Annotated in this window: 12 protein-coding genes and 1 pseudogene; all 13 read left to right on the forward strand. The window is 56.9% G+C overall.

The window, feature by feature from the left end:
- Positions 1-293 (forward strand): annotated as a pseudogene (locus F591_RS29005) (IS4 family transposase); the annotation flags it as partial.
- A gap of 153 nt (positions 294-446) precedes the next feature.
- Positions 447-1,253, forward strand: coding sequence for a diadenylate cyclase CdaA (gene cdaA / locus F591_RS0124650; RefSeq protein WP_026326878.1), 807 nt, complete (start codon positions 447-449; stop codon positions 1,251-1,253).
- Complete coding sequence (locus F591_RS0124655; protein WP_019537265.1) at positions 1,254-2,765, forward strand: CdaR family protein; 1,512 nt, start codon at positions 1,254-1,256, stop codon at positions 2,763-2,765.
- Positions 2,766-2,882: 117 nt separating this feature from the next.
- The gene (gene glmM / locus F591_RS0124660) at positions 2,883-4,223 is read left to right on the forward strand and encodes a phosphoglucosamine mutase (protein ID WP_019537266.1); all 1,341 of its coding nucleotides are present in this window, start codon (positions 2,883-2,885) and stop codon (positions 4,221-4,223) included.
- Positions 4,224-4,825: 602 nt separating this feature from the next.
- Positions 4,826-6,655 carry a glutamine--fructose-6-phosphate transaminase (isomerizing) gene (gene glmS / locus F591_RS0124665; protein ID WP_019537267.1) on the forward strand — a complete coding sequence of 610 codons (1,830 nt, stop codon included), beginning with the start codon at positions 4,826-4,828 and terminating at the stop codon, positions 6,653-6,655.
- A 1,288-nt stretch (positions 6,656-7,943) separates the two neighbouring features.
- On the forward strand, positions 7,944-8,105 hold the full coding sequence (locus F591_RS32150) for a hypothetical protein (RefSeq protein WP_019537268.1): 162 nt from the start codon (positions 7,944-7,946) through the stop codon (positions 8,103-8,105).
- 149 nt (positions 8,106-8,254) lie between these two features.
- Complete coding sequence (locus F591_RS29805; RefSeq protein ID WP_019537269.1) at positions 8,255-13,801, forward strand: S-layer homology domain-containing protein; 5,547 nt, start codon at positions 8,255-8,257, stop codon at positions 13,799-13,801.
- A 24-nt stretch (positions 13,802-13,825) separates the two neighbouring features.
- On the forward strand, positions 13,826-14,407 hold the full coding sequence (locus F591_RS29025) for a GNAT family N-acetyltransferase (protein WP_019537270.1): 582 nt from the start codon (positions 13,826-13,828) through the stop codon (positions 14,405-14,407).
- Positions 14,295-14,627 (forward strand): DUF6916 family protein, encoded by a 333-nt coding sequence (locus F591_RS29030; protein ID WP_425414375.1) that lies wholly within the window; start codon positions 14,295-14,297, stop codon positions 14,625-14,627. The genes F591_RS29025 and F591_RS29030 overlap by 113 nt, the downstream gene beginning before the upstream one ends.
- Entirely contained in the window at positions 14,624-15,142 is a 519-nt protein-coding gene (locus F591_RS0124695) for a phage tail protein (RefSeq protein WP_019537272.1), read from the forward strand. Before F591_RS29030 ends, F591_RS0124695 begins: the two co-directional genes overlap by 4 nt.
- 28 nt (positions 15,143-15,170) lie before the next feature.
- Positions 15,171-15,671, forward strand: a complete 501-nt coding sequence (locus F591_RS0124700) for a phage tail protein (protein ID WP_019537273.1) — start codon at positions 15,171-15,173, stop codon at positions 15,669-15,671.
- A 15-nt stretch (positions 15,672-15,686) separates the two neighbouring features.
- Positions 15,687-16,208, forward strand: a complete 522-nt coding sequence (locus tag F591_RS0124705; RefSeq protein WP_019537274.1) for a phage tail protein — start codon at positions 15,687-15,689, stop codon at positions 16,206-16,208.
- A gap of 581 nt (positions 16,209-16,789) precedes the next feature.
- Positions 16,790-17,200, forward strand: coding sequence for a YjdF family protein (locus F591_RS0124710; protein WP_019537275.1), 411 nt, complete (start codon positions 16,790-16,792; stop codon positions 17,198-17,200).
- The last annotated feature ends 358 nt before the right edge of the window (positions 17,201-17,558 follow it).

Genomic DNA, 17,558 nt, shown 5'->3' on the forward strand with positions numbered 1-17,558 from the left:
TGCTGATTAGCCATACGACCATTGTGTTTTCCCGCTATATTCTGCTGGCATGGCAGCACCGGCAAAGTACGGATGCTCGCTCGTTCGGCGGCTTGTTTTATGTGTTGTGCGACGAAGTTGGCACGTTGGACTGGGTGATCGCCTTGCAGCAACTGCTCGATCTGATCAACGAAATCGCAACGAAAGCAGGAAAAAAGCTTTCGACTCTGATTCAACGTCAACTCCAGCAATGGATTGCTGCTTTGCCCAGCTACATCAAGGCTTGTTTGCCGATTTCATGCTGCGAAAGTTGAGTTCGTAAGAACTATTTTTTACGAATCCTTCCTGATCCAGGTGAGAAAAGGGAGGGTTTTTTATTTTAAATATGGTATGATTTAATGAAGGGGTTACAATAACAAAGAGACAAAAGCGCGACTGCCGTGCAAGCGGTCATTGGGGGCATCACCATGGAATGGATAGCCGACATCAGCATCCGTGACATTATTGATATAGGAATTGTCAGTTATGTAATTTACAAGCTCATTCTGATCGTGCGCGGCACAAGGGCCATTCAGCTGTTAAAAGGCATTTTCGTGGTGGTCGTCGCCTGGGCGCTCAGCTCCTGGTTCAAGCTCAGCACGCTGCAGTGGATGATGAACCAGATGTTCACCTTCGGTCTTGTGGGGGTCGCGATCATCTTCCAGCCTGAGCTGCGGCGCGCGTTGGAGCAGCTGGGCCGCGGCAAGCTGTTCAGCCGTTCGACGGCGGAGCAGGATCACGAGATCAGCGTGCGGATCAACGAGGTGCTTAAAGCGATTAATTATTTGTCCCGGCGCAAAATCGGCGCGCTGATCGTCTTCGAGCGGGAGACGGGGCTAAGCGATTACATCGAATCCGGCATTGCGATCGAATCGCGTATCAGCTCGGAACTGCTGATCAATATATTCATCCCGAATACGCCGCTGCATGACGGCGCGGTCATTATGCGAAAAGCTCAGCTCATGGCGGCCGGCTGCTATTTGCCGCTGTCGGAGAACCCGTTCATCAGCAAGGAGCTGGGGACGCGGCACCGGGCCGCGATCGGCCTGAGCGAGGTGTCGGATGCCGTCTGCGTGATCGTATCCGAGGAGACCGGACAAGTGTCGATTGCGATGAACGGGCATATTTTGCGGGATATTAAGGACGATGTGCTGCTCGCCAAGCTGATCGAGGAGCTGACGCCGAAATCCAAGAACAAGGAAAAGAACTCCATTTGGAAATGGAGGAAGCGATAGATGGACCAATGGCTGCGCAACACGAATGTCGTCAAGGTCGTCGCTCTGGTTATCGGCATTTTGCTGTGGCTGGTCGTACATATGGAGGACCGGTCGGTTCCCGGTTCCGGCACGAGCGGACTGAACGGGGAGACGATCATCTCTAACGTGGCCGTTACGCCGCGGTACAATACGGAGCAGCTGTATATCGAATCCATCGAGCCGGCGCAAGTATCGGTCATTTTGACCGGCCGCAATTCGAGCATCAAGAAGGCCATGAATTCGGGCAATTACAGCGTGGAGGCGGATTTGACCGCGCTCGGCAAAGGCGAGCACATCCAGGTGCTGACGCCTGTAGGATTTCCTTCCGGGGTTACGGTGAAAATTACGCCTTCGACGGTTCGCGTCGTCCTGGACGAGAAGAAAAACAAGTCGATGCCGGTGAATGTCAAGGTGACGGGCACTCCCGCCGAAGGGCTGAAGGCCGGTCAGCCGGTCGTCAAGCCGAACCGCGTGACAGTTACCGTGCCAAGCAAGCTGTACGATGCGGTCGAGACGGTGAGCGCGGAGGTCAGCGTGGCGAATGCGACCGCAGCGGTATCGAATAAAGCGCGGCTCGTCGCTTATGACAAGAAAGGCAAGCCGCTGGAGATGGCGGAGATTAGTCCGGCGGTAGTCGATGTCGAGGTGCCGGTGACGAGCCCGTTCAAGCTCGTTCCGCTGCAGCTGAAGCTGCTGGGCGAGCCGCCGCCAGGATTTGCGGTCGAGTCGCTGCGGCAAAATCCGGATAAGGTGACGGTGTTCGGCCCTCAGAATGTGCTCGACCCGCTCGAATTCTATGAAGGGCCGCAGGTGGATTTGTCGCAGATGAAGGAGAACAGCGAGCTGACGCTGGACATTCCCGCGCACAGCAAAGAGATGCAGTTGGAGCCGGATCAAGTGACGATATCGGTCACGATCGTACCCTCAGTCTCGCGCACGATTGAGGGGGTACCGATCTCCATCATCGGGCAGAACGACGGGTTTAACACGCAGGTAGTTTCGCCGTCGTCCCGGCTGAATGTGGTCGTCGAGGGTGCGCCGACCATTGTGGGCAAGCTGAAGGCGCAAGATTTGCAGGCGATTCTGGACGTCAGCAATTTGCCGCCGGGACGGCATAGCCTGAAGGTCGCGTGGAATTTGCCGACATTTGTCAAAAAAGCGCCGCAGCAGGAATATACTGTCACGGTGGAAATTAGCGCCAAGCAGGGGCAGCAGACGCCTGCCCCGCCGGCGGAAGAGCCGGCCAGCTCTCCTCCTGCGGAGGAGCCTTCGGCAGCGCCGCCGGGCGATGCGGCGGATACGCCGGCAGCGGGCGACAGCGGCGGGGATGCCGGCGGAGCAGCCGGCGATGCCGATAACGCCGTAGGCGGGCCGGATATCCCGGTTACAGGGGATGCTGACGCGGGCGAGGGGGGAACCGGCGCGGACCCGGGGGGCACAGACGCGCCCGAGCACCCGGCCGATCCGCCTACTTCGGAAGCGGAAGGTTAGCGGTAGGTCCGCCGCCCCGTTTGACCGGCCCGCCCTTTTCGACGATAATAGGCATAGGTTTGCGCCGACAGGCTGCGCCTGCCAGATCAAGTACCTGAGGAGTGGAGAAGGGAAGTTATGGGGAAATATTTTGGAACGGATGGGGTCCGCGGGGTAGCGAATGAAGGCTTGACGCCGGAGCTGGCGTACAAGATCGGCCGCTGCGGAGGCTATGTGCTGGCAGGACAGGCGGAGAAGCCGGTTGTCGTCATCGGCCGCGATACGCGGGTGTCCGGACCGATGCTGGAGGCGGCATTGGTAGCGGGTCTGTTGTCGATCGGCGCCAATGTCATTCGCCTCGGCGTCGTCAGCACTCCGGGAGTCGCTTATTTGACGCGCACGCTCAAGGCCGATGCCGGCGTGATGATCTCTGCCAGCCATAATCCGGTGGAGGATAACGGCATTAAGTTTTTCGGAGCGGACGGCTTCAAGCTGTCCGACGAGACGGAGCTGGAAATCGAACGGCTGATGGATGCGGATATGGATGAGCTGCCACGTCCGGTCGGCGGAGATATCGGCACGGTAATGGATAACGAGCAGGCCAAATTTGATTACATGGACTATTTGCGCTCGACGGTGAAGTCGTCTTTCCAAGGCCTGCGCATTGCGCTGGACTGCGCCAACGGGGCCGCCTATGAGCTTGCTCCGGCATTGTTCAGGGCGCTGGGCGCCGAGGTGATCGCCATCGGAGCGGAGCCGGACGGACGCAACATTAACGAGGCGTGCGGATCGACGCACCCGGAGAAGCTGCAGCAGCTCGTCGTTGAGCGGGGCGCTCACATCGGCCTGGCGTTCGACGGCGATGCAGACCGGCTGATTGCCGTCGACGAGACAGGAGCCGAAGTCGACGGGGATTTCATCCTGAGCATTCTGGGGCATGCGCTGAACCAGGAAGGCCGGCTTAACGGGCAGACGATCGTGACGACCGTGATGAGCAATATCGGCTTCTTCAAGGGCATCGAAGCGCTCGGCATGAAGGCGGCCAAGACTGCGGTAGGCGACCGCTATGTGATGGAGGAGATGCGCCGCGGCGGATTCAATCTGGGCGGGGAGCAGTCCGGCCACGTTATTTTCCTCGACTACAATACGACAGGCGACGGGATGCTCACGGCGATTCAGCTGGTCGATACGATGGTCAAGTCGGGACGGCCGCTCAGCGAGCTCAAGCAAATTATGCGCAAATATCCGCAAACCTTGGTCAATGTGCGGGTCGCCGACAAGTCGAAGCTGAACAACAACGGACCTGTCGAGGAGATCATCCGCAAGGTGGAAGCCGAGCTCGGCGACAACGGCCGGGTGCTGGTGCGTCCTTCCGGCACGGAATCGCTCATCCGCGTCATGGCCGAAGGCCCGGACAAGGATCAGGTCGAAAGCTATGTGCGCCAAATTGCCGAAGTCATCGAACGCGAATTGGTGTAACGTTGAGAACGGGCCTCTTGCAAGATTCATATGATATTTACAAATCCCTGATCGCTTATGGCGTGACGGGGATTTTTTATACAGCGGCCCCATCATGTAAACGGTTTGAAAAATTTTGGGTTGCACTTCATTTGAAAAATGCATAAGATGGGTATGTGTCTAGTCCAGACGAGAAAGGAGGATAGCAGGCAGAAGGAAGCACAAGCGCCAGAGCTTGTTCGTATTTCGGATGAAGTCATCGCTGTGTATCGGTCTTGAAAATGACGGGTTCCGCCATTCGCTTTAGCGGAAGCGGCATTTTCGTACAATATCGTTGACGGCACAGACGAGAGCTGCATGCGGGTACGCGCAAGCTGACGAGGTGAAGGTGTTCGAAGTTTTCGGCGGGGACCTTCCGGTATCGATCCATACCGTTAAGCCGAAGGGCAAAACGTCGGGGCGACCTGGCGGACAAGGATTCGGCAGGATCGCGGCAGCAGCCGTCCGGGATTGGATAGGCAGGCAGCCGCATGATATGAGCAGGGCAGCAGCGAGTCCGGAAGGGACTCTTATTTGAATCTGCCTGTTTATGACTATTGCCATTATCGGGAGGTTATTCACATATGTGCGGTATCGTTGGGTACGTAGGGAAGCGGAATTCCCAGGAAGTGTTGATCGAAGGGCTGAAGAAGCTGGAATACCGCGGATACGATTCCGCCGGCATTGCGGTGTTTACGGAAGGGGGACTGCAGATCCGCAAGTCGAAGGGACGGCTCGCGATTCTGGAATCGCAGCTGCAGCAAGCTCCGCTGAGCGGCGGCATCGGCATCGGCCATACGCGCTGGGCGACTCACGGCAAGCCGTCCGACATCAACTCGCATCCCCATACGGACAACTCGCAGAAGTTTTCCGTGGTGCATAACGGAATTATCGAGAACTATATCGCTCTCAAGGAGGAGCTTCAGGCGCAGGGGCACGTATTCGTCTCGGAGACGGATACCGAGGTCATCTCCCATCTGATCGCCAGCCTCTATGACGGGGATATCGTCAAGGCGGTGCAGCAGGCGGTGAAGCGCATGAAGGGCGCATTCGCCCTGGGCGTGCTGACGGAGTACGAGCCGGAGAAGCTGGTCGCCGTGCGTCTGCAAAGCCCGCTCATCATCGGCGTCGGAGAAGGCGAGAACTTCATCGGCTCCGATATTCCGGCAATCCTCGAATATACGCGCAATGTGTATATTTTGAATGACGGAGAAATGGCGCTTTTGACGAAAGACGGTGTCGAATTGATGACGATCGAGGGGAATTTTATTTCCCGGGAAACATTTCATGTCGATTGGGACATCACGACGGCGGAAAAAGCCGGATTCGATCACTTTATGCTGAAAGAAATTCACGAGCAGCCTAAAGCCTACCGCGATACGATGAGCAGCCGGATCGACGAATCGGGCCGCAAGGTGATCCTGAACGAAGTGAAGATGACGCCGGAGCAGATTCGCGGCATCCGCAATATTCACATCGTCGCCTGCGGCACGGCTTATCACGCCGGTCTTGTCGGCAAGACGGTCATCGAGCATCTGGCTCGCATTCCGGTCGAGACGGATGTCGCTTCCGAATACCGCTACCGCTCGCCGATCATTACGCCGGAGACGCTCGTCATCGTCGTTAGCCAGTCGGGCGAGACGGCCGACACGCTCGCGGCGCTGCGCGAAGCCCGCCGTTGCGGCGCCCGCGTGCTGGCGATCACGAACGTCGTCGGCAGCTCGGTTGCCCGCGAAGCGGACGATGTGATCTTCACCTGGGCCGGGCCGGAAATCGCCGTCGCTTCGACGAAGGCGTACACGTCCCAGCTCATCGCGTTCTATCTGCTCGGCCTGTACTTGGCCCAGACGCTGGAAACGCAGGAGGAAGCTTACATCGCCGAACTGATCGCCGCTATGCAGCAGCTGCCTGGCAAGGTGGAGGCGCTGCTCGCCCAAGCCGAGACCGTCAAGCAGGTAGCCGAGCAGGTAGCCAAGCACGACAATCTGTTCTTCATCGGCCGCGGCCTCGACTACGCGATTGCGCTGGAAGGCTCGCTGAAGCTTAAGGAAATTTCTTACATCCATTCCGAGGCGTATGCTGCCGGCGAGCTGAAGCACGGCACGCTCGCGCTGATCGAGGAAGGCATTCCGGTCATCGCCTTGGCGACTCAGCCGGATCTGTTCGAGAAGACGGTCAGCAACATCAAGGAAGTGACCGCCCGCGGCGCTTATGTGATCGGCCTGCATACCGAAGGCGACAACGAGCTGGCCAAGACTGTCGACCAGACGTTCGCCATCCCGGAGACGCTGCCGCTGCTGATGCCGGCGCTGTCGATCATCCCGTTGCAGTTGCTGTCCTACTACGCCTCGCTGGCCCGCGGCAATGATGTCGACAAGCCGCGGAACTTGGCGAAGAGCGTGACGGTGGAGTAAACGAGTTGGGGATGTTCGGGTTAATGTCCGGATGTATTCATTCCGGAAACCAGGTAAAAATTTTGGAAACCTCGGTAAATAAGTCGGAAACTTATTTGGAAATAAAGTTGGAAACAAAACTATTGGGAAGATACAACAAGATTGAACATTGATACGACAGTCCCGATGAATCATTCATCGGGACCTTTTCATATGTACCTAAGGTGCTGGGTGTTGATGGATTCTTTAGGAAAAAAGACTAAAGTACATACGAAAGCAACATTCATTAACACAGATTGAATTTGCAAAAAAAGATTGGAGTTTCTCAAGGAATAGAACTTAACGAATGCTTAAGGCTCGAAGAAAAGACACATTCCGTGCTTAATGAAAATAGATTAAATAAATCAGAATTAAGACAGATTTTTTATTGGAAACCTAAAACTGTTGGAGAAATAGTTTTTCACTTCTGGGACTAATCCGATTGCGTTACTCCAATATAGTTAAATCCCTTATTTAAGTTCAATTGGCAAGTTGGGGTGGATAATGCCAAGTGTTATATTTGCCCAGTATTTGGTTATGACAGACTTGATGAAGAACCCTACCTAAATGGAGGAGAAGCAGGAAGTTTTGATATATGCTCATGTTTTAAAAGGAAAAATTAACGATGTATTAAGCCTAAATTTTTTGCAGGATTGTCGCCTCATGTGCCTGAGTGTGCCTGGGGAGGGGCAGCGCTGGCGCAGAGTTCGAACACTTACACGGAATTTGAGGGCTGCCGGCAGAGCAATCCCTGTCGCAGCAAAATATGGATTTGCACGCTAAAGGACCTTGCCGCAGGCAAGGTTTTTCTTCCGTTAAGGCACATGATCTCATTCAAGATTTCTGCAGATTTTGCTCCCGAACGGGAAAGATCATGTGCGGCGCTTGCCCGATACGCCCAACTGGCGCCAGACCGAATGCGGTTACATTTTTTTGCGACGGGTATAGACAAGGAATACTTCCATATAGGATACTAGAACCGGGGCTTTTGGTCCATTGATTCGCAATGTAAGGATACATAAGGTAAAAGTCGGATAGCTGTTCAGTAGTTTTTTGATGACTGGAAGCTATAAAAGAAGAAAGGAAGCAAGGCCGTAGTCAAAAATTCCAAACGGGGAGATTGAGGGAATGAGAGTTGGACCAGCTAGCAATAAAGCCGTTGCATATGTTTGGGCATTGTGCATCGGACTGGTCGTAGCCTTTTCGGCTTATTTTTCGGCAACGGCGTACGCCGATCCCGTGGCAACACCGTTCGAAGGAGATCTGAATAATGATCAAACGTTCGTTCGGCCGAAAATGCCCGGAGATGTCGCATTTGAAGTCAGTGATTATCATGCAAACTGGTATTTCAATGCGACCTGGTTTTACCATATCAATACTGCTTGCTCCGGCGGCGATTTGGAGACTGCTGTTTGGAAAGGAATGGCAATAGAAGTCGTTAATCAACCGCTTACTGAAGTGTGCAAGCCGGATCAAAGCAGTCCGGGTGACCCGAGCTACATACGAAACTATTTTGTCCGAAAATTGATTCCCTCTGTCTCCGGTAATTACAATATTACGGTCTTAGAGGAAGGAACCGTTTTGGATGATACGACGCTGTTCTTGTACGAAGGCAGCTTCGACAAAACGCAGCCGCTGGCCAATCTATATGCCGGCAACGATGACCAGGATGCGGAACAAGTTGATGGTAATGTGCCTGACTTTCTGTCTTCTATGGTTAATGTGCCGTTAACCGCGGGAACGAGTTACTATCTGGTCATGACCAGTTACGATTCCGGCGCTACCGGCCATGTCAAGTTCGAGGCGGTTGGTCCTGGAGCGGTAACAGTCATAGACCCGGCGAACGAGCCCACCGAGATTACCACCCATCCGACCGACGCTGTCGCCAATGTGGGAGGCTCTGCAACCTTCCAGGTCACGGCCACGGGGAAGCCTCCCTTGACGTATCAGTGGCAAGTCAATACGAGCAGCGGTTATGAGAATATCAACGACAGCGGTCCGTATAGCGGCGCGACAACCTCTACGTTGTCTATTACGGGCGCAACGGAGGATATGCACGAATACAGGTACCGTGTCATCGTCACCGGCCTGGATTCCAAAACGTCCAATTACGCAACGTTGCGGATCAATCATCCGCCCGTCTTTGTTGGCTCGAATACAGAGTTAACTGTGTCCAAAGATGATGCTGCTACAGATGTGAAAAGTCTCCTGCATGTCAGCGACCCCGATTTTGGACAAACGTTGACCTGGACGGAGAAAGACGCGCCAGACCATGGAACGTTAATGATTACCGAAGCCACGTCTTCCTCCGGCGGCGCGGATATCGCGCCCGGCGGAATCATTACTTACCAACCGGCATCCGGTTATTCGGGCTCCGACAGCTTCCAGATCGAAGTCAGCGACGGGTTCGCCACGGCTACGCGGACCATCAACGTGACGGTCGTCGCCAATCCGGCCGTTACTTCGGTTGCCGTTCCGCCTGACGATACGTATGTGGCCGGCGAATCGCTGGATTTTACGGTGAAGTTCGACCAGCCGGTCACGGTTGGCGGCACGCCGCAACTCAGCCTGACGATCGGAAGCAAAACGGTCAGCGCCAATTACGTCTCCGGTGCGGATTCGACCGATCTGTTGTTCCGTTATACCGTGGCGGAGGGCGATCTGGATGAAGACGGCATAGCGGTCAATGCATTGACCTTGAACGGAGGCTCGATTAAAAGCGGTTCCAAGGATGCCGACTTGACGCTGAACGGGGTAGGGGACACGAGCGAGGTGAAGGTCGATGCGGTGGCGCCGACTGTCGCTGGCGTCACGTCGCCTCACGCGGACGGCACGTACAAAGCCGGAACATTGATCCCGATCGAAGTGATGTTCAGCGAACCGGTTATCGTGACGGGAACGCCCCAGCTGACGCTGGAGACGGGCGAAAACGACCGGACGGCCGACTTTAAGAGCATAGACGGCACAAAGCTTACGTTCGAGTACACGGTCCAGGCCGGGGATTCGTCGACCGATCTGGATTACACATCGGCCAACGCTTTGGTCTTGAATGGCGGCACGATCAAAGATTCGGCGGGCAACGCGGCCGTGTTGACGCTTGCCGAGCCGGGAGCGGCAGGATCGCTCGGGGCGAACAAGGCGATCGTCATCGACACGACGGCGCCGAGGATCGGGTCGGTCGATGTGCCGACGGCCGGCAGCTACAAGGCGGCAGCCGTTCTGACGTTTGCGGTGAATACCGATGAACCGGTTGAGGTGAACACGGCCGGCGGTATCCCGCGGATCGGACTGACGATCGGCTCCGCCGACAAATATGCCGAATATACGCCGTCGGGAAGTACGGCTACGAAACTGAATTTCGCCTACACCGTCGTTTCCGGTGATGAAGACGCCGACGGCATAGCTCTTGCTTCCTCCATTGAGACGAATGGCGCAACGATTCGGGATGCCGCAGGCAACGATCTGAATTTGACTTTCAACAGCGTGGATACGAGCGGGATCAAGGTCGATACGGCTGCGCCGAATGTAACAAGCGTAACGGTTCCGCTGAATGCGACCTACATGGCGGGGCAAGCGCTCGAGTTTGTCGTTGCGATGAACGAACCGGTCACGGTTACGGGCGTGCCGACGCTTGACCTGATGATCGGGGAAGCGTCCCGGTCGGCCGTATATATAGAGTCTGTGAGCGGCAGCGAGCTGAAATTTCGCTACACGGTCGCCACCGGAGATTTAGATGCCGACGGAATTGCCGTAACGGCATTGAGTTTGCCGGGAGGAGCCGGCATCGCCGATGCCGCGGGCAACGCGGCCGTGCTCACGCTAAACAACGTCGCTAACACAGAGGGCGTGCGCGTGGATGCGGTTCAACCGCAAGTAACCAGCGTAAGCGTGCCTGCCGTCGGCATATACACGCTTGGACAACCGCTGACGTTCACGGTTCATTTCAGCGAAAATGTCGTGGTTCAGACGGACGGCGGAACGCCCGCATTGCCGCTTACGATCGGCACGGCTTCGGTCAAAGCGGTATACGTATCCGGAACGGGTACGAACGAGATCAAATTCGAATACGTCGTGAAATCGGGCGATACGGACGCGGACGGCATCGAAGTGGGCGGTGAAATCGAACTGTCCGGCGGGTCGATGACCGATTCGACAGGGAACGGCATCATGCCCGAACTGCACAACGTGGGCGATACGATGGGCGTCCTCGTGGATGCGGGAGCGGAGTCGGTCGTAGCTGTCGCCGCCTTGTCCGCGCCCGAGACGGGGGCGAGCAATACCGTCACACTGACGGTTAAGGACGCGCTGGGGAGTACCGTAAGCGCGTTTTCCGGCGAGCACGACGTGACCGTCTCCGGCTATGAAGAGGCGCCGGATCACAGCTACGGGGCGATCGACGGGACGCCATTGACCGGCGGGGCGAAGACAGTGACCGTTGTGTTCACCGCCGGCAAGGCGACGGTCGATCTGCGATTGAACAAAGCGGATGCGCAGTCGATCACGTTCGGCGTCGCCGGCGTCACGTCCACGGACACTGTCGACATCGCTCCCGTGGCGGGGCCGGCCGCTTCGATGAAGCTGACCGCGGATATTGCGTCCCCGGCCACCAACGGAGGGGCGTTTGCCCAGCAGCCGGTCGTGACGCTCGTGGACGCATTCGGCAACGTCAGCGTCCATGACGATTCGACGGTCGTCACCGCTGCCAAGGAGGACTCGGGTACGTGGAGCTTGACGGGGACGACGTCCCGGAAGGCTCAAGCCGGGGTGGTGGCGTTTAGCGATTTGGGTGCGGCCAACTCCGCGGCGCTGGCGGGAGCACGCATCGCCTTCGAAGCAGCGGGATTGCCGACGATCCTAAGCTCGGCCGTATCGCTTCCGTGGCCATCGCCTGGGGCTCCGGTCATCGAAACGGCCACACCCGGCGATGGGCATGTCCGAATCGAGTGGAGCCCGGTGTACGGCGCGGTCAGCTACTCGCTTTATATGCGGACCGCTTCCACAGACTACGGGATGGCAATCGCCAACGTGACCGATACGGTGTACGATGCCACCGGCTTGACGAACGGCACCACGTATTTCTTCGTCGTCAAAGCGGTCAATCCGGGCGGCATAAGTCCGGCCTCCAACGAGGCGAGCGCGACGCCGCAAGTTCCGACACCGGGAGCGCCGATGCTGCAGCCGCCTGTGGCGGGAGACGCCCGGGTCACATTAACGTGGAGTCCCGTGACCGGTTCTACGGGCTACAAGCTGTTCATGCGAACGGCTTCCGGCGCTTACGGCGCGGAATTGATGACGGTCAGCGGAACGGTGTACAGCCAGGAAGTGACGGGGTTGACCAATGGCACGACGTACTACTTCGTCGTCAAAGCGACGAATGCCGGAGTCGACAGCGCCGCTTCCAACGAGGTGAGCGCGACGCCGCGCACCGTTCCGTCGGCGCCGACCGGCGTAACGGCGACGGCCGGCGACGGGCAGGCGACCGTCCGCTTCGAGACGCCGGCCAGCGACGGGGGCAGCCCGATCACCGGCTATATCGTCACGGCCAGCCCGGGCGGCATAACGGCCGAAGGGTCGGGCAGTCCGATTACGGTAACGGGACTGGCGAACGGCACGACCTATACGTTTACGGTCCAGGCGGTGAACGCGATCGGGCCGGGAGCGGCATCGGCCGCGTCCAACCCGGTTACGCCGGAAGCGCCGGCCACCGAAGAACCGGAAGCGCCGGTCACCGAAGAGCCGACCACCGAAGAGCCGGAAGAACCGGCCACCGAAGAACCGGCCACCGAAGAGGACGATGAGCCGACGCTGCCGCCTCCGACCGGAATTTCGAATCCTCCGGCGGGAACTTCGACTCCGGCCGCGCCTTCGGATGGGGAAACCGGTGTGGAGGTGCTCGTGAACGGCAGGGCGGAGCGCGTCGGCACGTCCAGGACGACGGTAGAGGCCGGGCGGACGCATGTCACGGTGACGGTCGATCCGGCCAGGCTGGAGGAGAAGCTGGCGGCGGAGGGCGAGCGCGCCGTCATTACCATCCTGGTTCAATCGCAAGCCGACGTCGTCGCCGGCGAATTGAGCGGGCAGCTCGTCAAGAGCATGGAGCGGAATCAGGCCGTCGTCGAGATCAAAACGGAGCAAGCGACGTATACGCTGCCCGCCGAGCAGATCCGCATCGATTCCGTTGCCCAGCTGCTTGGCGGCAATGTGAAGCCGGAAGAGATCAAAATTCGGATCGAAATTGCCGAGCCGGCTGCCGATCTGTCCGGCATCCTCCAGAGCCTGGGCGCGAACGAACCGTTCGCAATCGTCACTCCGCCGCTCGAATTCACCGTGACGGCGACGTACGGCGACAAGACGGTCGAGGTGGCGCGCTTCAACGCATATGTGGAACGGACGATCGCCATCCCCGGAGGCGTCGATCCCGGCAAAATTACGACCGGCGTTGTCGTGGAACCGGACGGAACGGTTCGCCATGTACCGACCCGAATCGTCGCCAACGACGGCAAGTATTACGCCACAATCAACAGCCTGACGAACAGCATCTACACGGTCGTCTGGCATCCGCGTGCGTTCCGCGACGTGGCGGGCCATTGGGCCGAGGAAGCGGTCAACGACATGGGCTCCCGGATGGTGATCGACGGGGTCGGCAGCGAGAGCTTCGCGCCCGATCTGCCGATTACGCGCGCGGAATTTGCCGCCATCATGGTCAGAGGACTGGGGCTGGCGCCGGAAGACGGAACAGTTCCGTTTGCCGATATCAAGAGCGGCGACTGGTACGCCAGAGTCGTCCGGACGGCCTACGAATACGGCCTGCTGGAAGGCTACGAGGATGGCACGTTCCGTCCGATGGAGCGGATCACCCGCGAACAGGCGATGGTTATCATCGCCAAAGCGATGGCGCTTACCGGTCTGACGGCGGACGTTTCGCCGGCGGATGCGGAGAAGACGCTCGCTTCGTTCGCGGATGCGGCCGACGTGTCGGAATGGGCAAGATCCGGCATGGCGGCGGGGCTTAAGGCGGGCATCGTATCCGGCCGGGATGGCGACCGGATCGCGCCCGGCGATTCGATATCGCGGGCGGAAGTTGCGGCGCTCGTGCGAAGACTGCTGCAGAAGTCCGGGTTAATTTGATTCCTGGAAGGGAAGAAGCGGGGGATGTCCGTGCTGGAAATCGTCGAGGCTGCTCCCGAGCACGACGAACTGTTGTACCGCATTTATGCCGAATCGCGTTCGGCGGAGCTGTCTGCCTGGGGATGGGAGGAAAGCGAGCGGGAGGCGTTTCTCCGCATGCAGTACGAACTGCGGCGTCGCTCCTACGCGATGCAGGCCGCGGCGGCGGAACACAGCGTGATCGTCTGGAACGAAGCGCCTGTCGGGCATTTGATCGTCGAAGAGGGCGAGAGCTCGATACGGATTGTGGGTGTGGCGTTACTGGAAGCTTACCGGAATCAAGGAATCGGCAGCCGTCTGATCGCTTCACTGCAGCAGAAAGCCGCCAAGGCGGGCAAATCCGTCGTGCTCAGCGTAGACGCTGCCAATCGGGCGAGGCGGCTGTACGAGCGGCTCGGGTTTCGCCCGATCGGACAATCGGTTCCTTATACGTGGATGGAGTGGATAGCTGGTGATGAGCAAGCAATGGTGTTACACGACAGCGCGCGAACGGATCGGCGATTCGTTTCTCGTGCGGCCGGAGGGGAAGGAGGCGCATTCCCTCCGGCTGGTGAAGGTGATCGATAAAGGCGCCGCCGGCCCGTACGAGCAATTTTCGCTCCTGTTCAGCGGAGCGGCCGACTGTTTTTTGCCGCAAGGCTTGTATGGGGTGGAGCATCCGTCCGTCGGCTCCGCATTTTGGATGCTTGTGCCTGTCGGGCAAGATGAGAACGGTTATGTGTATGAAGCGGCATTTTCGATATCCAAAACGGCCGAGTCATCGGAGCGAGAGGAGAAACACGTATGAGCGACCAATATTTGGGCGAAATTCGGATGTTTGCCGGCAATTATGCCCCCGAAGGCTGGGCGATGTGCAATGGGCAACTGCTTTCGATCAGCCAGAACGAAGCGCTGTTTTCACTGATCGGAACGACATACGGCGGCGACGGTCAGACGACGTTCGCCTTGCCTGACTTGCAAGGACGCGTGCCCGTTCACACGGGGAAGAACACCGAGACCGGCACCGTGTACCCGCTCGGGCAGAAGGGAGGGACGGAGACGGTTACGCTCGTCTATGACCAGCTTCCGAAACATACTCATGCCGTGAACGCGCAGAGCGAGGCCGGCACGTCGTCCACCGCGGCCAACAACTACTGGGCGGCCGGTCCGGTCAATTTGTACTCGAATACGGCTGCGAACGGCATGATGGGCAGTTCCGCAATCGGGATAACCGGCGGTAATATGGCGCACAACAACGTCATGCCGTATTTTGCCGTCTCGTTCATCATTGCGCTGCAAGGCATATATCCGAGCCAAAACTAAACGATCGATACGATAGGAGGAGAACGCGTTGGCGGAGCCGTTTCTTGGCGAGATTCGCATGTTTTCGTTCAAATTTGCGCCGCGAGGCTGGGCGCAGTGCAACGGGCAGCTTTTGCAGATATCTCAAAACCCGGCTTTATACTCTTTATTAGGAACGACATTCGGCGGTGACGGGGTCAGGACGTTCGCCCTGCCGAATTTGCAAGGCAAAGTACCGGTCGCACCGAGCGACGCGATCCAGCACGGCAGTACGGGCGGCGAAGAGACCCACGTGTTAACGATCGACGAAATGCCGCCTCATACGCATGAAGTGATGGCGGGAGCGGAAGCTACGACCAACGTTGCCGCCGGCAACGTGTGGGCGACGACGCCCGGCTCGGTGACCGCGTACCACCCGACGGCGAACGTGACGATGAATCAGGCGGCATTGAGCGCTTCCGGCAACAGCCAGCCGCATGCCAACATGCAGCCGTATACAGTGGTCCAGTATTGCATTGCGCTGCAAGGCATCTGGCCGCCAAGGAACTGATCGGAGGAATCGGCTATGGATTCATATGTGGGAGAAATTCGACTGTTTGCCGGGAAGTATGCGCCGGTAGGATGGGCGTTTTGCCATGGACAGCAATTGGCAGTGCTGTCCAATCAGGCGCTGTTCGCCGTCATTGGAACGACGTATGGAGGCGACGGAAAAAATTATTTTCATCTGCCCGACATGCGAGGCTGCGTACCGATGCACTTTGGACATGGAAACGGACTGACGCCGCGGGCCTTGGGGGAGAAAGGCGGGGAAGCGGCGGTGACGTTGTCGACATCGCAAATTCCGGCACACATCCATACCGCCGGCTGTCAATCGACCGCGGACCAGACAAACCCGGGGGGAATGATCTGGGCCAACTCGCCGGGAGGCAAAGCCGCCATCCGCGTGTACTCCGCGGCCGGGACGGAGAAGATGGGGGCGCAGGCGATCGCCGCCGCGGGAGGCGGCAAGCCGCACAACAATATGCAGCCGTACGTGGCGATTAATTTTATTATCGCTTTGGAAGGGATTTTCCCTCCCAAAGGCTGAAATGCTGAGCGTTGTCCGTTCCGGAACAACCGGCACTGATGCCGATCAGGCGCTAAGCGCGGCGGCTTGAGCTCTACGGAGTTCCGGAACGTGCCGCCCGCCCGGGACGAGCGCCGCCGAATATGCGGAAGCAGCATGATGCAATCTGGACGACTTCTGGGAACAAGTCGCGGATCTTATCCCCTGGCACCGATCAAACTCCTTTCGGCGCTCCAGGGGATATTTTTTCATTTTAGCGAATGCGGGTAGCGGTTTGCTCAACGACAGACTTGATCGGGTCGGGCTTGCCGCTTTTCAACAATTCCTTTGACTCTAACAGGTTGAGAAATAGGAGCCGGTGATGCGTGTCCGATGAAATAAAGCGATGTCATAGACCGTGAAATACAGATCCGGATTGTGATCCTTGAGTTGACGGACGGGATAGTGAAATCGCATGAAACTTGTTGTATGATGAAAGATGGAACGTAAAAACACGGTCTGGTTGGTAGTCCAGACGCATTGGTAACTTTTTATCAATGTCAGTAACCTTCCCCCCTCGGGATGTCCATCGTTCCAATCATTTTTTAGAGGGGGAATAAAAAGTGAAATTGACTGTTTTTTATGATGGTCAATTTTGGGTAGGTGTTGTTGAAGAAGTCGTTAACGGAAAGCTGAGAGCGGGCAAGTATTTGTTTGGCTCCGAGCCAAAAGACCAGGAAGTATTTGCATTTGTCAACACAAAATTATTGGACTTCATGAACGGGGTGTCGGAACAGCTATCTGTTGAAAACCGTCAACCTAGAAAAATGAACCCGAAACGATTAGCACGGCAGGCAGCCCGCGAAATGAAAGCGAATGGAGTGTCGACGTTCGCCCAAGCGGCACTTCAGTTAGAGTATGAGAAAAGAAAAAAAGAAAAACAAATTCTGCGCAGAGACAGACGGGAAGCACTCAAGGAATATAAGAGAGAAATCAAGCGAAAAAAAGCAAAGGAAAAACACCGTGGAAGGTGATTTTTTGGGGATCATTGCTTGACAGATTTTTAAACCCTTCTTACAATAATAAATGAGAAAATGAAGTGTTTTCCATAAAAAGCCGGAGATCCTCTACCGTATAAGTGAGGAACGAAAAAAGCCGGAGATCCTCTACCGTATAAGTGAGGAACGAAAAAAGCCGGAGATCCTCTACCGTATAAGTGAGGAACGAAAAAAGTATGTCGAAGGTAGCGATTTTTCGCTACCTTTCGTTTTTGGGAGAGTTAGGATGAGCAAAACGATTAAGATATGCGGGGTCCAATCAGCATATTTAGACTACCTGCGTCAATTTGATCAATCGGTAAGCAAAGATTCGACTCAAAGAAGAAAGTTTGTT

This window comes from Paenibacillus ginsengihumi DSM 21568 (genome assembly GCF_000380965.1).
GTDB classification, from domain to species: Bacteria; Bacillota; Bacilli; order Paenibacillales; family NBRC-103111; genus Paenibacillus_G; species Paenibacillus_G ginsengihumi.